The organism is Sandarakinorhabdus sp., from assembly GCF_051860625.1.
GTDB lineage: Bacteria > Pseudomonadota > Alphaproteobacteria > Sphingomonadales > Sphingomonadaceae > Sandarakinorhabdus.
Genome location: NZ_JBHYDQ010000002.1, coordinates 216,561 through 234,138 on the forward strand (window position 1 = coordinate 216,561; position 17,578 = coordinate 234,138).

Sequence of the window (17,578 nt, forward strand, 5' to 3'; positions counted from 1 at the left end):
TGAAAGCGCCGGATTATACGCTTGGTAATATTTACCTGCCGGTCACATGCCCCCTGCAGGATATTCCGACTGGGCGACTGCCGGGAACCTTCTGTCTTTTTCGTGGTTTGGCCATGTTGATCCGAAGAGCCCGGCCACAACGGACCTGAACGAACCAGGCAGGATTTGGCACGCAGGATCAAGCCGGGATCAGTTTGCCAAACGGTCGCGCCGTACCGAAATTGTGACAACCAGCCCCGATGGTGCCCACGCATGTTTCACCGCAGCCCCCAGGGGCAGGCCAAGCGCACGATCGGCCAGCAGCGTGCCAAAGCCTTGACGGCTGGGCGGTCCCGCCACGGCCGGACCGCCCGTTTCCGTCCATACCAGGTGCAATTGGTGATCATCCAACGCAGTCACCACCCTCAATTGCCCGCCAGCACAAGCCAGCGCGCCATATTTGGCCGCGTTGGTGGCCAGTTCGTGGATCACCAAAGCCAACAGCGTTGCGGCCGCCGCGCCGATGGCAAGGTCCGGGCCCGACATGTCAATGGCCGGTTGTCGGCCCTGCCGCATTGGATCGGGTTGATAGGGCGCCAGCACGGTTTGCAGCAGGCCGTGCAGCGTGGCTGGAAGCGCTTCGTTCATGCCCGGACCGGGGGAGGGCCGCATATAGTCATTGGCGCGCGCCAGCGCCTTGATGCGCGCACAGGCGGCTTCGGCGAAATCCCTGGCCAAGGGTTCATCGCGAGACGACATCATCAGCATGGCCTCCACCACCGCAAAAATATTGTGAATGCGGTGGTTGAGCTCGCAAGCCAGGAAATCGCTCTGGGCTTCATGCGCCTTCAGCGCATGGATGTCCGTGAAGGTGCCGCACCAGCCGGTGATGACGCCATCGCAATCTCGCAACGCGACTGCGCGGGCCAGCGCCCAATGAACGGTCCCGTCATGGCGGCGGAGGCGATGTTCCGCCTCGTAGGTATCGCCGCTGATCAGATGCTGCTGCCACACGGCCCAGGCCTGCGCCTGTTCGTCGACATGCAATATTCTGGTCCAGCGGTCGGCGTGGCCGGCTCCGGCAAAATTGTACCAGCGATCATTGCAGTAGGTCAGATGACCGACCGTGTCGCTTGACCAGACAAGGTGCGGCTGCGCGTTGAGCAACGCCCTGTGATCGGCAACAAAATCGGGTTCGGGCTTGGCTGGCGCAAGTCCAGCCGCAGCCCGGTCGGTGCGGGCAGCCAACCTGGCCCGCCGGTTAGGTACCTGCCAATCCGGATCGAGCCCGGCGATGGCATCGCAATGCTGCAGAAGCCGCATTCGCGCCACATCATCCGAATCCGATTGCAGTTCCGGCAGTTCGCTGGAGCTGCTACATATATCCTCGATATTTTCTATTTTCTGACGATGATCTGCATATCTTGCATAAAAAGTCACGTGCGATGCAATAAGGTTCAAAGCCTGTGCATGTACGTTGCGGTCAATTCTGTTGACACATGTTACATGGTTTGGAACAATATTGAACATCAATCGTTCATCCCCTGCTGAGGCTGAATTCATACTGCAGAGATGGCCAAAAATCGCGTTCGGGAACTACTTCAAACTTTCAGGATGAATTGGGCGAAATTACCTACGCAAGTCCCTTGCGCTCAGCTCCGGCGTTGATAAATGCTGCAGTGCAGCAACGATTGGCGCCCGGCCATGTTGTCGGTCTGTACCGGCGTTCGTCGCCGAAGGAGAGAGATTGATGGCACGCCTTGGAAGCACGATCGCCAAGCTGATGCAGCAGAAGCGCAGAGCCGAATTCAACGGCCCGGCCAAGCCCATGGCCGAGAAGCCGGATCGGCTGGGGCAACTGACGGCGTTCGGCTCAAACCCCGGCGCGCTGCTGGCACGCACCCATGTGCCTGCTGGCCTGGCGCGCGGTGCCGCGCTGGTTGTGGTGTTGCATGGTTGCACGCAGACGGCGCAGGATTATGCCCATGGCTCCGGTTGGGCCGATCTGGCGGACGAGCAAGGCTTTGCGGTGCTGCTGCCGGAACAGCAGCGCGCCAACAACATGAACCTGTGCTTCAACTGGTTTTCCAGCACCGACACAAGGCGCGACGCGGGTGAAGCCCTTTCGATCCGGCAGATGATCGACGCGATGATCGCCAGCCATGATTGCGATCCTGACCATATTTACATCACCGGGCTGTCGGCCGGCGGTGCCATGGCATCGACCATGCTTGCCACCTATCCGGAATTGTTCAAGGGCGGCGCAATCATCGCTGGGCTCCCTCATGGCAGCGCAGCGTCGGTGGGCGATGCCTTTGCCCGCATGCGCGGTGAAGGTCATCCGTCTGATGTCGAACTGGCGGCTCTGGTGCGCCGTGCGTCGGATCATGATGGCCCGTGGCCAGCGATATCGGTGTGGCAGGGCGGCGCCGATACGGTGGTGGACCCGTCCAACGCCGAACGCATCATTGCGCAATGGCGGGCAGTGCACGGCATCGATGGCGCCGCACCGGCCCATGATCATGTCGACGGCAGCCGTCGCCGCACCTGGCGCAACGCCGCCGGAGAGCCTGTAGTTCAGGCCTGGCATATCGACGCCATGGGCCATGGCACGCCACTGAGCACCCGCGGCGCCGAGGGTATCGGCGTCAGCGGACCGTTCATGCTGGATGTGGGGATTTCCTCTACCCGCCATATCGCGGCAAGCTGGGGCCTTGGCCCGGTGCCGGCAGCGGTGCCATTGACTCGCGGCGCAAAGCCGGCGGCGGCTTCGGCCGGACCGGCGTTCAAGATGCCAATCGGTGCCGGACAATTGCCGGAGCACAAGCCGGGCGGAGTCTCTGCCATCATCGAGGACGCCTTGCGCGCCGCCGGTCTGAGACGCTGAACGGCCGCGCCCGCCAATCATGGCGGGCGCGGCAGCCGGGCAGCTTATTGCGCGTTGATGTTGACCGACATTTCAGCCAGCTTCGTCAGATATTCGTCGCCGCTGTAGATGTCCTTGGTCGCCTTATCGAGCGCCTTGACAGCGTCCTTCAGGCCCAGCGTGCCAGCGAACGAAGCGGCCGTGCCGAAGCCGGCGATGCCATAATGGCTCATCCGCTGATATTGCGCGATGATCACGGCATCGAGCACCGGGCCGTTGTCCGGCGCTTCGTCACCGGTGTGTTTGGTGGCTTCGGCAACCAGGCCTTCCATGCCCTTGCAATGCTCCTTCTTGACCTTTTCGCCTGAGGTTTCGAGCAGGCCCTTCAGCATTTCGGTGTGCTGGGCGATGCCGTCCTGGGATTTGGTGAGCATTTCCTTCAACTTGGGATCGCTCGCCTTGCTGGTCATTTTCTTGATGACCTTGGCCATCTGATCGTTGGCGGACCACAGATCCTGCAGTTCGCCGGTGTAGAGTTCGTTCAGATCCTGGGGGGCTGACATGTAAATTCTCCTGCTGGAATGCGCAGCGATAGTGCCACAGTCGGGAAACCGCTCGGGCGCCGCTCAGTTCCCGGCTGCCTGGCTGTCATCGCTTGACCATTGTTCGGCGCGGTGGAGGAGGGACAGCATGTGCGATGCGGCGCTGATGGTCAGCGCATGCGGCGTCTGCCCGTCACGCGGCGTGATATGATCGGCCATCGCACGCACCTTGGCCAATTGCCCCTGGCTGACATCAGCGAGCAGCGCGATCAGCAGATTTTCCAAAGCAATCACCCGCACCCGCAGTTTGACCAGTTCGGCATTGGTCAAGTCGGGCGCCCCGGATTCAGTGCCGGTTGCGGGAATGGCCGCATTCTTGGCAGGCGGCACGGCGCCGCCATCATCGCCCCAGCGTGTCATGGCGTCCACTTGCACCTGTTGCGGGGCCGGGGACATGTCGATGGCCTCGGTCATTTGATGGGCCGTACCGGTATCAGTTGGAGGGCCTCTTGGCTTGTCTCTGGGGGGGTCATTGGTCATCGCGGCGCCTTTCGGCTGCAGGGTGCAGCTTTGGTGGATCAAGCGCCTCAACCCGAATATGTTCCTTCCGGGATGCGCGCTTTCGTCCTGACGCGTGCCGGCATCAATTGTGCTACCAAACTGTAACCTTGCTGAGCTGTTCCGGCCTCTGCCGGTTGAACCGCTTCCCGCGTGTCCAACAAAGTGGATTCATGATGGTCAACCAGATCCTGTCACCTTCCGATCAGTCGCTTGCCAATGAACGCGACGCGCAGCCGCGCGTGCATCGCGAACCTCAGGGCTTTGCCGATCATTTCGCGCTGGGCTTCACCAAGGTCCTGCGGTTTCTCGCCGATACGTTCTTTGCCAAACGTTATGGCCACCGGGCCATCGTGCTCGAAACCGTTGCAGCCGTGCCCGGCATGGTCGGCGCCACCATCCAGCATCTAACGTCGCTGCGCCGCATGCAGGATGATCATGGCTGGATCCGCACGTTGATGGAGGAGGCCGAGAACGAGCGCATGCACCTGATGACCTTCATCGCCGTCGCGCAGCCGACCTGGTTCGAACGGTTGGTGGTCCAGTTGGCGCAGGCCGTGTTCTACATCGGCTTTTTCCTGCTCTATCTGGTGTCAGCGCGTACGGCACACCGTGTCGTCGGCTATTTCGAGGAGGAGGCTGTGCTGAGCTACAGCTTCTACCTGCAGGAAATCGACGAAGGTCGCACGCCGAACGTGCCGGCGCCGGCCATCGCGCGCCATTACTGGAAACTGCCGGATGATGCGACGCTGCGCGATGTCGTGCTGGTCGTCCGCGCCGATGAAGCCCATCACCGCGATGTGAACCATAATTTTGCCAGTCAGTTGGCAGGCCAACCGCAGCTGGATCGCCCGGTTGCACCGTATCCGGAACATGCCGGCGACATCAGGCTGGCGGCCTAAAGCACGCCCGGCCGGGCAAAACGATGCCCGGCCGGAATGTCAGCTTCATCAACACGCTCTTCGCCGAACCAGCGCGCCACTTCGGCGCGGGCGGCGGCATCAAGGTGCAGGCCCAATTTGGTGCGCCGCCACAGCACGTCGGCGCTGCTGCTCGCCCATTCGGCGCGGCGGAAATAGTCCAACTCGGCCTCGAACACCCCGCCCAGATTGCGGCCCAGGCCCTGGGCCAGCAGATCGGCCGCCGGGGCGCCGATGGTCATCGCCAGGCGCTTGATCAAATTGGGATCATAATCGGACTGGCTGACCTGCAACTGCTCCAGCCAGCGCTTGAACGCCGCCTGGCCATGCTCGCCGCGCCGCCGCTCGATGGCGCCGCCGGGCAGGGGGGCATCGGCGGTCCAGCGCTTTGATCGCGGCGCAATGCGGGCCAGCACATCTTCGGCGAGCACGCGATAGGTGGTGATCTTCCCGCCGACGATGGTCATCGCATCAAGGCCGGGATGTTCGACCAGCCGATAATCGCGGGTGGTTTCCTTTTGCGCCTTGCCGCTTTCCAGCACCAGCGGGCGCACGCCGACGAACTTGTGCATGACGTCGTCCGGCGTAAGCGGGCGCGCCAGATAACGGTTGGCCGCACCGAGCAGATAATTGACCTCGGCATCCGACACTGCGGCGTCTTCAGTGCGCGCGATATCGGCTTCGGTGGTGCCGATCAGCGAATAGTCGCGTTCATAGGGGATGACGAAGATGATGCGGCCGTCAGGCTGTTGCAGCATGAACGCATCACGGCCCATATGCACGCGCCGCGTCACGATATGGCTGCCCTGCACCAGCCGCAACGGCGGCGCGTCGTTCACGCCCATCACCCGGCGCGCCACATCTTCGGCCCATGGCCCGGCGGCGTTGATCAGCCGGCGCGCGGTGATGGCGCGGCCGTCACTCAGGCTGAGCCGCCACAAGCCGTCGATGCGCTCGGCGCGCTGCACCGGCGTGCGCGGCAGCACGCTGGCACCGCGGGCAGCGGCATCCTTCAGATTGTCGACCACCAGCCGGGCATCATCGACCCAGCCATCCCAATAGCGGAAGGCGCTGCGATAGTCCGGGCTGAGTGCGCGGCCGGCGCGTTCGCTGCGCAGATCGATACGCTGCGATCCTGGCACCACCTCGCGGCGGGCGAGATTGTCGTAGAGCAGGGTTCCGAGGCGCAGCAGCCATTCCGGCCGCATCCCGGCCGCATGCGGCAGCACGAACGCCTGCGGCCAGGTAATGTGCGGCGCGATGTCGAGCAGCACCTCGCGTTCGGCCAAGGCTTTGCGCACCAGACCGAAGGCATAATATTCCAGATAACGCAGCCCGCCGTGGATCAGCTTGGTGGAGGCCGATGATGTGGCGCCGCCGATATCGTTGGCATCGATGATGGCGACGCTGAGGCCACGCCCAGCCGCATCACGCGCAATACCGGCGCCATTGATGCCGGCGCCGATGATGGCAAGGTCGAAGAGCGTGTCGTGCATGGTCATCACCGCTTCCCTATCGGGCTTTGACGCCATAGAAAAGGCGACATGACCGCTCCCCTGCTGCTGGTGCTTGACGCCGGCACCACCTCCACCCGCGCCATCGCGTTCAGTCTGACCGGCGATATTGTCGCCAGTGCCGCACGGCCGATCACGCAGCATTATCCAGCCAGCGGCTGGGTCGAACATGACGCCGGCGAGATATTGGCCTGTTCGCGGGCATGCCTGGATGAGGTTGCAGCGCAGGTTGGGGTCGATCATATCGCCGCCATCGGCATGACCAACCAGCGCGAGACCGTGGTGTTCTGGGACCGAACGACGGGTGAGCCGCTGGCCCGTGCGATTGTCTGGCAGGATCGGCGCACGGCCGCAATCTGCGCCACGCTGAAGGCGCACGAGCCGATGGTGCAGGCCAAGACCGGCCTGCTGCTCGATCCCTATTTCACGGCGACCAAGATACGCTGGGCGATTGCCAATTGGCCAATGGTCGGCGCAGCGGCGCGTGACGGCCGGCTGGCGGTCGGCACGGTCGAATCCTGGCTGATCTGGCATCTGTCCGGCGGCACCACGCATGTGACCGATGCCACCAACGCCAGCCGAACCATGTTGATGAACCTGGCCACCAGCGAATGGGACGCTGGTCTGCTGGCGTTGTTCGGCGTGCCGGCAGCCGCGCTGCCCAGCATTGTCGATTGCGCCGGCGCATTGGCCACCACCAGCATCGCCGGTCGCGCCATCCCGATCACTGGTGCTGCCGGCGATCAGCAGGCCGCCGCCATTGGCCAGGGCTGCCTGACGCCGGGCATGTTGAAGGCAACCTATGGTACCGGCTGCTTCCTGCTCGCCCATGCTGGTGCCGTCGCGCCGGTGTCGCACAACCGCCTGCTGTCCACCGTGGCGTGGCGGCTGAACGGTCGCTGTGCCTATGCGCTGGAAGGCGCGATCTTCGTGGCCGGATCGGCGATCCAGTGGCTGCGTGACGGGCTGGGCATCATCGCCAGCAGCGCGGAATCCGAAGAACTGGCCCAATCCGTGCCCGACAATGGCGGAGTCAGCTTCGTGCCGGCGCTGGCCGGGCTTGGGGCGCCGCACTGGGCGCCGGACGCACGCGGGCTGATCTGCGGGCTTTCGGGCGGCACCACGCGCGCCCATGTCGTGCGGGCCGCGCTGGAGGCCCAGGGCCAGCAGACGGCCGATCTGGTCGATGCGCTCGCGGCCGATGGCGTGGCGGCGGCCGTGCTGCGGGTCGATGGCGGCATGGTTGCCAACAATTGGCTGTGCCAGGATCTGGCCGACAGCCTGGGCGTGGTCGTCGAACGGCCGCGGGTGATCGAAACCACCGCGATGGGCGCGGCGATGCTGGCCGGCGTTGGTGTGGGCCTGTTCGCCGATCTGCCTGCTGCCGCGGCCGCGATGGCCAATGCCGACCGCCGCTTCCACCCTGCCACCGATGCCGCCACCCGCACGCAACGGCGTACGCAGTGGCAGACGGCCATCGCGCGGGTGCTGGCCTGATGGGCGCGATCACGCCGCTCACCGGCCTGACTCTGGTCGCGGCACTCGCGTTGGTCGCCGGCGGCTTCTGGCTGCTCACTCAGCCCAGCGGCAACCGGACCAAGGCCATTTTGATGATGGTCGCCGGCGTCGTTGTCGCCTTCAACGCCTGGATCAACAGTCTGCCACTGCCGGGCTAGACTTGCCTGTGACAATCTATGGCTTGCATGTCGCCCCACCTGCCATAGTCTGATGAAAAATCTGGGGAGATGATCATGACACGGGCAAGCAAGGCCGCAGCACTGCTGCTGGCGGGATCGATGCTGGTTGGCGGGCTGGCGGGGGCCGGTGGGCCGGGGACCGGCGCCCGCGGGGTCGATGCGCAGCGCATCATGAATGCGCGCAGTGAACCGGGCAATTGGCTGACCCACGGCGGCAGCTATGCCGAGCAGCGCTTCGCCGATCTTGGCGAGGTCAACGCCGGCAACGTCGATCAACTCGGGCTGGCCTGGTATGTCGATCTCGACACGTCGCGCGGGCAGGAAGCGACTCCGATCGTCGTGGATGGCACGATGTACACCACCACCGCCTGGTCCAAGGTGATGGCGCTGGATGCTGCCACCGGCAAGGTGAAGTGGCGCTTTGACCCGGAAGTGCACAAATCGCGCGGCCAGGCGGCGTGCTGCGATGTCGTCAACCGCGGGGTCGCGGTGTGGAACGGCATGGTCTATGTCGCCGCGCTTGATGGCCGGCTGATCGCGCTGGATGCAAATACCGGCAAGGTGAAATGGTCCAGCCAGACCTTCACCGACACCACCAAGCCCTACACCATCACCGGCGCGCCGCGCGTGGTGAAGGGGCTGGTGATCATCGGCAATGGCGGCGCCGAACTGGGCGTGCGCGGCTATGTGACCGCCTATGATGCGGCCACCGGCAAGAAGAAATGGCGCTTCTTCACCGTGCCCGGCGATCCCGGCAAAGGCCCTGATGGCGAAGTGTCCGACAGCGTGCTGGCCGGCAAGGCGGCGCCGACATGGGCCGGCGAATATTGGAAGGGCGGCGGCGGCGGCACCGCCTGGGATGCCATTGTCTATGATCAGGAACTGGATCAGCTTTATATCGGCGTCGGCAATGGTTCGCCCTGGAACCACCAGATCCGGTCCGATGGGAAGGGCGACAATCTCTTCCTGTCCTCGGTGGTCGCGCTGAAGCCGGATACCGGCGAATATCTCTGGCATTATCAAGGCACACCGGGCGAAACCTGGGATTTCACGCAAACCCAGCCGATCATCCTTTCCACGCTGATGATCGAAGGCAAGCCACGCAAGGTGCTGATGCAGGCACCGAAAAACGGCTTCTTCTATGTGATCGACCGCGAGGGCGGGAAGCTGATTTCAGCCAAGGGTTTCGCCACCCAGACCTGGGCCACCGGCGTTGACATGAATACCGGTCGCCCGATCGAGGTCGCCGACGCGCGGTACAAGGACAAGGGCTTTCTGGTGATGCCCTCGGCGCTGGGCGCCCACAATTGGCACCCGATGAGCTTCTCGCCGCGCACCGGGCTGGTCTATCTGCCGGCGCAGGAAGTGCCGTTGTTCTACCAGTCCGACAAGGGCTTCGAGCGCCGCGAGGGCGCCTGGAATGTCGGCATCGATCTGCTGGCCAATCCGGTGCCGGATGATCCCAAGGCCTTCAAGGCCGTGAAGGCCATGCTGAAGGGCAAGCTGATCGCCTGGGACCCGGTGGCGCATAAGCCGGCATGGGAAGTGACCTATGATGGCCCGTGGAATGGCGGCACATTGGCCACGGCCGGCAATCTGGTGTTCCAGGGCAATGGCGGCGGCAGCTTCCAGGCGTTCAAGGCCACCGATGGCGAGAAACTCTGGAGCTTCGATGCGCAGACCGGCGTCATCGCCGGCCCGGTCAGCTACACGGTGAAGGGTGAGCAATATGTGGCGGTGATGGCCGGCTATGGCGGCGCCTATCCGCTCACCAGCGCCTTCGACGATCCGCGCACAGCCAACAATGGCCGCGTGCTGGTGTTCAAGCTGGGCGGCAAGGCGAAGCTGCCCGCCGCCACGCAACCGGTGTTTGCGGCTGCCAATCCGCCGCCGGCCGGCCTGTTCACGGCGGCGCAGGTGAGCGAGGGTGAGCGCATCTATGAATCGACCTGTGGCCTGTGCCACGGCGCTGGCGCGCGGTCTTCGGGTATCCTGCCCGATCTGCGGCGCTCAGCGGTGCTCACCGATGGCGAAGCGTGGCGGACGATCGTGCATGAAGGCGCGCTGCACGCCAACGGCATGATCGCCTTCTCACGCTGGTACAAGCCGGAGCAACTGGAATCAGTGCGTGCCTATGTCGGCGCTCAATCGCGCAAGTTGGCCGAACAGGACGCGGCAACTGCGGGAAAATAGACCCGGGAACCGCGTCAGCGGGCACCGGCCTGGTCGACATGGTGCAGCCTTCCGATGGCTGCGCTGGCCATTTCGATGATCGCTTCGCCGATGCTGTCGTCGGTGGGCAGGGCGATATCGTCCACATCGATGCTGACCAGGCGAAAGCTGGAAAAGGCCGGGGTGTCTGACGGGCCATAGTTCATCACCAGCACATCGCGGTGGCGCGGATCAACGCAGATGCGTTCGAACGTGCGCTCGATCGCAGCGCGCGGACCTTCCAGCACCTGGGCGAAGCGGTTGCCGGACGCCATCAGCGCGCCTCTGAGTCCCTGCAGCTCGTTGTTGCGGCTCGCGACAGCCACAATGTCGGTCACTTCGGCTGCGGCAATCGCCGGTTCGCGCGCGGTGCGGCGGCTGGTGTAGACCAGGCGATAATTGTCGGTCATTGATCCACGCCTCCTGCAATGGCCGCGCCAGCCAGAAAGCCGGCAATGTCGCCCGGCGGCATTGGCCGGCTGATCAGATAGCCCTGGATCTGGCTGAAGCCGTCGTGCCGGGCCAGCATCGCCTGTTCCCGGGTCTCGACGCCTTCGGCCACCGATGTCACGTTCAGCGACCGGGCCAGCGCCGCAATCGATCGCACCAGCGCACCGGCCTTTTCATCATGGCCCAGTCCGGCGACAAAGCTGCGATCGACCTTGATGCTGTCGAACGGGAATTCCAGCAGGCGCGACAGGCTGCTGTGCCCGGTGCCGAAATCATCGATCGACACCCGCACGCCCAGTTCGCGCAACCGGTGGAGCTGCTGCAAACCACCTTCGCCAGCGGCGGCCAGGCCGGTCTCGGTGACTTCCAGCTCCAGCCGCCAGGCCGGCAAGCCGCTTTCGGCCAGGGCCCGCATGACGCTGGTGACGATGCGATCACCGTCCTCGAGCTGGCGCGGCGACAGATTCACCGCCACCCGCATGTCACCCGGCCAGCGCATGGCTTCGCGGGTTGCGCAGTGCAGCACCCAATCACCGATGGCGTTGATCAGGCCGGTTTCCTCGGCCAGCGGGATGAAATCATTGGGTGGCACCAGGCCATGGCCGGGGCGTTCCCAGCGCACCAACGCTTCAAAGCCGACCACATCGTTGCCGCTGGCCGCCAGTTGCGGCTGATAATGCAGGCGCAGCGCACCCAGCGCGAGCGCGCGGCGCAGATCGACCAGCAACTCCTGCCGGCTGCGCGCGGCACTGTCCATGCCGGGCTCGAAGCGGCGCCAGCCACCGCGCCCACCGGCCTTCGCCCCATAAAGCGCCAGATCGGCAGCGCGCACCAGCATGTCGGCATCCTGCGCATCGGCCGGCGCCACCGCCATCCCGATGCTGGCGCCCACCTCCACGACATGGCCAAGCAGCAGAAACGGCCGGCTGAGCAGATCGACCAACTGGCCGGCCAGTGGCTCGACATCGCCAGTGAGACAGGGGATCAGCAGGGCGAATTCATCGCCGCCCAGCCGCGCCACGGTGGCGCCGGGCGGCGCTGCCTTGCGCAGGCGTCCGGCGACAGCACGCAGCAGCGCATCACCCGTGGGATGGCCCAGCGTGTCATTCACCGTCTTGAAGCGATCGAGATCGACCAGCAGCAGCACGGCGCCAGCACTCTGGCAGGCAGCTTCGAGATGCTGCTGAAACAGTGTGCGATTGGCGAGGCCGGTGAGCGGATCGTGGTTGGCGATCCAGCGAACTTCATCCTCGACACAGCGCCGATCGGTCACATCCTGCTGCATGCCATAGGCCATGGTCGGCTGGCCATTGGCATCGCGTTCCACGCGGGTGCGGGATGAAACCCAGCGCGTTTCGCCGCCGGTGGTGATGATGCGATATTCGATGGCGCCCAGATCGATGGACGTCAGCACATCGTGCAGATGGTTGCGCACCATGTGCCAATCAGCGGGGTGGACATGGCGGCGCCATTCCTCACTGCTCAGCCGCAGCTTGTCGCGGGGCAGGCCATATTGATCGAAGAAGGTCGGCGTGGCGTAAGTGATGCCGGTACGCGTGTCGATTTCATAGCAACCGATGCGGCCAACCTCTTGCGCCAATTGAAAGGATCGTGCGATCCGCCGCATGGTTTCCGGTGACTCCAGCCGCCCGGCCGCCAGCCCGAACCAGTCGATTTCCGTCGACGTTGCCAGATCGAAGCGCTGCGATAAATCCATGGTTGCACGTTCCCGGCCTTGCCCATCAAAGGCATGAAGCGGCCGGGAAGGGCGGATGTTTAGCCAAATGCTATTTCTTCCGGCTCAACTCCCGCATGCCGCGATCCAGGCCATCGAGTGTCAGCGGGAACATCCGATCGTGCATGATTTCCTTGATCATGCGGATCGACTGGCCATTCTCCCAATGCCGTTCCGGAATCGGGTTCAGCCATACCGATGATTGATAGACATCGGTCATCCGCCGCAGCCAGGCCTCGCCGGGTTCCTCGTTCCAATGTTCGGTGCTGCCGCCGGCATAGGTGATCTCATAGGGGCTCATCGAGGCATCGCCCACGAACACCAGTTTGTAATCATGCGGGAATTTGTGGAGGATCTCCATCATCGGCGTGCGTTCGGACCAGCGCCGCTTGTTGTCCTTCCACACCGCCTCATAGGGGCAATTGTGGAAATAGAAGAATTCCAGATGCTTGAATTCGGATTTGGCGGCTGAGAACAGTTCCTCGCACAGCTTGATATGGGGGTCCATCGATCCGCCGATGTCGAGCATCAGCAGCAACTTCACCGCATTGTGGCGTTCCGGCCGCATCACGATATCGAGCCAGCCCTGCTTGGCAGTGCCGTTGATGGTGGCATCCAGATCGAGCTCGTCGGCGGCGCCTTCGCGGGCGAAGCGGCGCAGGCGGCGCAGCGCCACCTTGATGTTGCGGGTGCCAAGCTCGACGGTGGAATCGAGATTCTTGAACTCGCGCTTGTCCCACACCTTGACGGCGCTGTTCTTGCGGCCTTCATTCTGGCCGATGCGCACGCCTTCCGGGTTGGACCCTTGCGCCCCAAACGGCGATTTGCCGGCGGTGCCGATCCACTTGTTCCCGCCTTCGTGGCGCTTTTTCTGTTCCTCCAGCCGCTTTTGCAGCGTTTCCATCAACTTGTCCCAGCCCATTTTCTCGAGCTCGGCGAGTTCCTCGGCTGACAGGTTCAATTCGGCGACTGCCTTCAGCCATTCGGCCGGAATCTCGGTCTCGCCGGTCTCGATGCTCGGTTCGATGCCCTTGAACACCTTGGCAAACACCATGTCGAACCGGTCGAGCAGGCCTTCGTCCTTCACATAGGTCGCGCGCGCCAGATAATAGAAATCGGTGATCGACAGATCGATGGCGTCGCTTTTCAACGCCTCCAGCAGCACCAGGTGCTCCTTCATGGAAGCCTTGATCTTTGCTGCGCGCAGCTCTTCGAGAAAGGTCAGGAACATGGGCCAAGACTAACACGCCGCCCGCCGCCTGCCAGTGCGTTTTGTTGACAGGGCGAAGTGCCCGGCTATACCCCCGCGCAGAGCGGACAGGCGGGCCGGTGCAGACATTCCAGGACAGGCTTGATGATGTCGGCGGCTTTGGCCCCGGGTTCGATCTGGTGCGGCTGCTGCTCTGCTATGAAGTGATGGTCTGGCACACGATCTCGCTTGCCGGCGGCGATCTCCTGGCCTGGCAGGCCAGCCCCTTGTGGTTGCCGTTCGACCTGATGGTGCCGATGTTCTTCACCTTGTCGGGCTTTCTGGTCACCGCCTCGGCACTGCGGCTGCCCGCAACACCCTATCTGCTCAACAGGGCCGCGCGCATCCTGCCGGCGTTGTTTGCCGTCGTCGGGTTCGCAACGTTGGTCGCCGGCCCGCTGACCACGACGCTGCCGATCGGCGATTATTTCAGCGACGGCCGGTTCTGGCGGCACCTCACCAACCTCGCCGGCTGGCCCAATTATGTGCTGCCCGGCGTGTTCGACGCCAATCCCTATCCCGGCGCCGTCAATGGATCATTATGGACGGTGCGCTGGGAAATCGGCTGCTACATGATGATGGCGATCATGGTGGGGTTCGGCATCGCGCGGCGGCCGTGGGCGGTGCCGGCGCTGGCGCTGGTCTGGGCGGCGGTGCCATGCATCCTGGGCCCTGTCACGCTTTGGTCGAGCGGGTTGCCGGCGCCCATTGCCGCCGTTTTGCGCCAGATTTTTGGCACCGGCGGCATGTTGTTTCCCTATTTCCTCGGCGGCGCCACCATCTGGCTCTATCGCCGCCGCATCCCGTGGCACGGCGGCGTCGCAGCGCTGTGCGGCGGCATGTTGCTGGCCGCCGCCCTGCTGCTTGATGGCCGGGTATCGAGCAGCGATCCGTTGAAAAGCCTGATGTTGATTGCGCCGTCGGCCTATCTGGTGGCGTGGGCCGGCCTGCAGCGACTGCCGGTGCCGCGTGTCTATAGGGGCGGTGATTACAGCTATGGCGTCTATCTCTGGCACTTCCCCGTGCTGCAGACGCTCCAGCATTTCCTGCTGTTGGGGGAATGGTGGCAGTTGTTGCTGGTCGGTTTCCTGCCGGTCACCTTGCTGGCGGCCGCCTCGTGGCATGCCATCGAAAGTCCGGTGCTTGCCGCACGCAAGCGGCAGACCCGCCGCGCTGCTGTTGCCGCCGCTTAGCCGGTGAACAACATCCGCCGTGCGGCAAAGGCGGCGACATGATCGGTTTCACGTGGTCAGCGCCTTCAACGTGCGACCCGGCGGGATGCGCGTATCGATGCGGCCGCCCGGATAGAATGCGCGGATCGGGGCCTGGGCGGGCAGGGCGGCCAGGGCTTCGGCCAGCGCCTCGACCCGCCACTGGCCGTCGCCGCTGACCAGCCAGTCGGCGCTCCACGGCTGATACAGCGCCACATCCGGGCCTTCGGCGGCGAAGATGCGGCCCGTGAAACGGTTGAGCGGCGAGGCGAGATAGACGACCAGCGGTGAGACGTGATCGGGCAGGTGGCGATCAAATCCTGCTGCACGCGGCATCAACTGGTCCACTGCCGGGCTGGCCATCACCATCCGGGTGCGTGCGGCCGGAGCGATGGCGTTGGCGCGCACGCCCAAAGCGGCAAGTTCCTGCGCAGCCACCACGGTCAGCGCCGCGATGCCGGCCTTGGCCGCGCAATAGGGGCCACCGTTGGGCATCGGGTGCACGCCCACCGGCGATGTCGTGTTGATGATGGCGCGGCCTTCTGCACGGCCCTGGGCAGCCCATAGCCGTGCCGCATGATGGCACACCGCCGTGGTGCCCTTCAGATGCACGCCGGTTTCCAGATCAAAATCCGCTTCGGTCAGGTCGATCAGGCTGGCCGGGCGATTGATGCCGGCATTGTTCACCACGATGTCGAGGCCGCCGAACGCTGCCACAGCATCGTTTATGATCGATTCGGCGCCAGCCCAATCGGCGACACTGGCGCGATTGGCCACCGCATTGCCGCCCATGGCGACGATTTCCGCAACGACCGCGCCAGCAGCGTCCCCCGCGTTTTGATCAGGGCCGTCACCGGTCACTGCGCCGCCCAGATCATTCACCACCACCGAAGCACCATGGGCAGCCAGCGCCAAGGCATGGCATCGCCCCAGCCCGCGCCCGCCGCCTGTCACAATCGCGACCTTGCCTGAAAGAAGCGCCATGGTTGAAATCCTTGCTGTAATGACGAGGGAAACGTGCGCGTGAGCGAGTTTGCCGGCAAGACCGTGCTTGTGACAGGGGGATCGACCGGGATCGGCAATGCCGCCGCGCGCCTGTTTCTGGCCGCCGGCGCACGCGTGATCGTGACCGGCACGCGGGCCACGGCAGCGGATTATGCTGGCAGCGACGGTGATCTGGATGGCATCGAATATCACTGCCTCGATCAGGGCGACATGGCGGCGGTGGCGGCGTTCGATCCCGACATCGACAGCCTGGATGTGCTGGTAATCGCCGGCGCCAAGGTTGCCTATCGCCGGGCCGAATTCCAGCCCGACATCTTCGCTGATGTACTGGCCACCAACCTGACCGGGCCGATGCAGCTTGCGATGAAATTCCGTCCGCACCTGGCGGCGGCCAAAGGCAATATCATCTTCATCGGCTCGGTCGCCAGTTTCAGGGGTACCATCGGGCAGCCGGCTTATTCCGCCAGCAAGGGTGGTCTGCTCACGCTCACCCGCAGCCTGGCGCAGGCGTTGGGCGGGGAAGGGATCCGCGTCAATCTGGTGGCGCCGGGGCTGGTACGGTCCAAGATGACCGCCATCACATGGCAACATCCCGACCGGCTGGCGGCGACCGAACGCCAGGTGCCATTGGGCCGGATCGGTGAGCCTGACGATATCGCCAGGCCGATCCTGTTTCTGGCGTCGGATGCGGCGCGTTACGTCACCGGCACGTCACTGGTGATCGATGGAGGCTTGAGCGCATGAATGAGCGCAACAACGATTGGGCGACCGGCAAGACGGTGCTGGTCACCGGCGGCACGCAAGGCATCGGCAAGGCCGTGGCCGAGCAGTTTCTGGCGCAAGGTGCCCATGTGACGATCACCGGCACGCGTATTCACCTTGGCTGCTATGAAGAACCGCCCACCGGCGTTGATTATATTCAGGCCGACCTGACCTGGCCCGAAGCGCGCGCCGATGTGGCGGCGCATTTCGATCATCTCGATGTGCTGATCAACAATGCCGGCCGCGGGTCCCCACGCGAATATGAGCAGGAAGAGTTCGAGCATGTGATCGATACCAATCTGAATGCGGCGATGGACCTTTCGGTGCGGTTGCACCCCTATCTGAAGGCGGTGCGCGGCAGCATCGTCAATGTCGGCAGCCTCGCCAGCTTCCTGGCGCTGAAGGAAACGCCGGCCTATACTGCGTCAAAGGCTGGTCTGCTCGGCCTGACGCGGGCGCTGGGCGACAAATGGGCGCCCGATGGCGTTCGGGTCAATCTGGTGGCACCGGGCTTCATCGAGACACGGATGACCGAAGGCGCACGGACGAATCCGGAGCGCGAGAAGAAGTTGTTACGGGCAATCCCCATGCAACGCTGGGGCGATCCGGCCGAAGTCGCAGCAGCCATCCTGTTCCTCGCCAGCCCGGCAGCGAGCTATATCACCGGGCAGAGCCTGGCCATTGACGGCGGCCTGATGCTGCGTTGAGGCTCATCTACTGGTGCCTGTCTTGCTGTTCTGATCGACCCGGCCAATGCAAGGCTGGAGCGGTCGCGGCGTCCTGAACGGCCAAATCGCAATTCTTGTATAAAGTGTCGCACGGCGTTAAAGGCTTCAGGTCTGATTATTGTTGCGATCGGAAGTCGTCATGGACCTTGCT

The 17,578-nt window shown here is 64.0% G+C and carries 16 protein-coding genes; 8 read left to right on the plus strand and 8 right to left on the minus strand.

Annotated features, from left to right (window positions below; genetic code table 11):
* Nucleotides 1–189: 189 nt before the first annotated feature.
* The gene (locus tag ACTIEZ_RS03560; RefSeq protein WP_439545270.1) at nucleotides 190–1,302 is read right to left on the minus strand and encodes a sensor histidine kinase; all 1,113 of its coding nucleotides are present in this window, start codon (nucleotides 1,300–1,302) and stop codon (nucleotides 190–192) included.
* A gap of 427 nt (nucleotides 1,303–1,729) precedes the next feature.
* Between ACTIEZ_RS03560 and ACTIEZ_RS03565 the strand changes: the two genes are divergently transcribed.
* Nucleotides 1,730–2,866: an extracellular catalytic domain type 1 short-chain-length polyhydroxyalkanoate depolymerase gene (locus ACTIEZ_RS03565; protein WP_439545271.1), complete on the plus strand. Its 1,137-nt coding sequence runs from the start codon at nucleotides 1,730–1,732 to the stop codon at nucleotides 2,864–2,866.
* A gap of 44 nt (nucleotides 2,867–2,910) precedes the next feature.
* Here ACTIEZ_RS03565 and ACTIEZ_RS03570 read toward each other — a convergent pair whose 3' ends face one another.
* Both ACTIEZ_RS03570 and ACTIEZ_RS03575 read right to left on the minus strand, forming a co-directional pair.
* Nucleotides 2,911–3,408: a YciE/YciF ferroxidase family protein gene (locus ACTIEZ_RS03570; RefSeq protein WP_439545272.1), complete on the minus strand. Its 498-nt coding sequence runs from the start codon at nucleotides 3,406–3,408 to the stop codon at nucleotides 2,911–2,913.
* Nucleotides 3,409–3,471: 63 nt separating this feature from the next.
* Nucleotides 3,472–3,861, minus strand: coding sequence for a hypothetical protein (locus ACTIEZ_RS03575; RefSeq protein WP_439545273.1), 390 nt, complete (start codon nucleotides 3,859–3,861; stop codon nucleotides 3,472–3,474).
* Between the two features lie 260 nt (nucleotides 3,862–4,121).
* Here ACTIEZ_RS03575 and ACTIEZ_RS03580 point away from each other — a divergent pair, with 260 nt between their 5' ends.
* Nucleotides 4,122–4,847, plus strand: coding sequence for an alternative oxidase (locus ACTIEZ_RS03580; protein WP_439545369.1), 726 nt, complete (start codon nucleotides 4,122–4,124; stop codon nucleotides 4,845–4,847).
* Here ACTIEZ_RS03580 and glpD read toward each other — a convergent pair.
* Nucleotides 4,844–6,361: a glycerol-3-phosphate dehydrogenase gene (gene glpD, locus ACTIEZ_RS03585; RefSeq protein ID WP_439545274.1), complete on the minus strand. Its 1,518-nt coding sequence runs from the start codon at nucleotides 6,359–6,361 to the stop codon at nucleotides 4,844–4,846. The genes ACTIEZ_RS03580 and glpD overlap by 4 nt on opposite strands.
* A gap of 48 nt (nucleotides 6,362–6,409) precedes the next feature.
* Here glpD and glpK point away from each other — a divergent pair, with 48 nt between their 5' ends.
* From glpK to ACTIEZ_RS03600, 3 genes are all read left to right on the plus strand, one after another.
* On the plus strand, nucleotides 6,410–7,876 hold the full coding sequence (gene glpK / locus ACTIEZ_RS03590; protein WP_439545275.1) for a glycerol kinase GlpK: 1,467 nt from the start codon (nucleotides 6,410–6,412) through the stop codon (nucleotides 7,874–7,876).
* Nucleotides 7,876–8,055 (plus strand): hypothetical protein, encoded by a 180-nt coding sequence (locus tag ACTIEZ_RS03595; RefSeq protein WP_439545276.1) that lies wholly within the window; start codon nucleotides 7,876–7,878, stop codon nucleotides 8,053–8,055. The genes glpK and ACTIEZ_RS03595 overlap by 1 nt, the downstream gene beginning before the upstream one ends.
* A gap of 75 nt (nucleotides 8,056–8,130) precedes the next feature.
* Complete coding sequence (locus ACTIEZ_RS03600; protein WP_439545277.1) at nucleotides 8,131–10,269, plus strand: PQQ-dependent dehydrogenase, methanol/ethanol family; 2,139 nt, start codon at nucleotides 8,131–8,133, stop codon at nucleotides 10,267–10,269.
* A gap of 14 nt (nucleotides 10,270–10,283) precedes the next feature.
* Here ACTIEZ_RS03600 and ACTIEZ_RS03605 read toward each other — a convergent pair whose 3' ends face one another.
* The 3 genes from ACTIEZ_RS03605 to ACTIEZ_RS03615 form a co-directional block, all read right to left on the minus strand.
* The gene (locus ACTIEZ_RS03605) at nucleotides 10,284–10,697 is read right to left on the minus strand and encodes a BLUF domain-containing protein (protein ID WP_439545278.1); all 414 of its coding nucleotides are present in this window, start codon (nucleotides 10,695–10,697) and stop codon (nucleotides 10,284–10,286) included.
* Complete coding sequence (locus tag ACTIEZ_RS03610; RefSeq protein WP_439545279.1) at nucleotides 10,694–12,454, minus strand: putative bifunctional diguanylate cyclase/phosphodiesterase; 1,761 nt, start codon at nucleotides 12,452–12,454, stop codon at nucleotides 10,694–10,696. Before ACTIEZ_RS03610 ends, ACTIEZ_RS03605 begins: the two co-directional genes overlap by 4 nt.
* Nucleotides 12,455–12,524: 70 nt before the next feature.
* Nucleotides 12,525–13,703, minus strand: a complete 1,179-nt coding sequence (locus ACTIEZ_RS03615) for a vWA domain-containing protein (RefSeq protein WP_439545280.1) — start codon at nucleotides 13,701–13,703, stop codon at nucleotides 12,525–12,527.
* 98 nt (nucleotides 13,704–13,801) lie between these two features.
* Here ACTIEZ_RS03615 and ACTIEZ_RS03620 point away from each other — a divergent pair, with 98 nt between their 5' ends.
* Entirely contained in the window at nucleotides 13,802–14,914 is a 1,113-nt protein-coding gene (locus ACTIEZ_RS03620) for an acyltransferase family protein (RefSeq protein ID WP_439545281.1), read from the plus strand.
* Nucleotides 14,915–14,962: 48 nt separating this feature from the next.
* Here ACTIEZ_RS03620 and ACTIEZ_RS03625 read toward each other — a convergent pair whose 3' ends face one another.
* Nucleotides 14,963–15,916 (minus strand): SDR family NAD(P)-dependent oxidoreductase, encoded by a 954-nt coding sequence (locus tag ACTIEZ_RS03625; RefSeq protein ID WP_439545282.1) that lies wholly within the window; start codon nucleotides 15,914–15,916, stop codon nucleotides 14,963–14,965.
* Nucleotides 15,917–15,955: 39 nt separating this feature from the next.
* On the opposite strand from ACTIEZ_RS03625, the gene ACTIEZ_RS03630 reads away from it, so the two are divergent.
* Together ACTIEZ_RS03630 and ACTIEZ_RS03635 are read left to right on the plus strand one after the other, a co-directional pair.
* Nucleotides 15,956–16,681: an SDR family NAD(P)-dependent oxidoreductase gene (locus tag ACTIEZ_RS03630; protein WP_439545283.1), complete on the plus strand. Its 726-nt coding sequence runs from the start codon at nucleotides 15,956–15,958 to the stop codon at nucleotides 16,679–16,681.
* Nucleotides 16,678–17,406, plus strand: coding sequence for an SDR family NAD(P)-dependent oxidoreductase (locus ACTIEZ_RS03635; RefSeq protein WP_439545284.1), 729 nt, complete (start codon nucleotides 16,678–16,680; stop codon nucleotides 17,404–17,406). Before ACTIEZ_RS03630 ends, ACTIEZ_RS03635 begins: the two co-directional genes overlap by 4 nt.
* Nucleotides 17,407–17,578 lie beyond the last annotated feature (172 nt).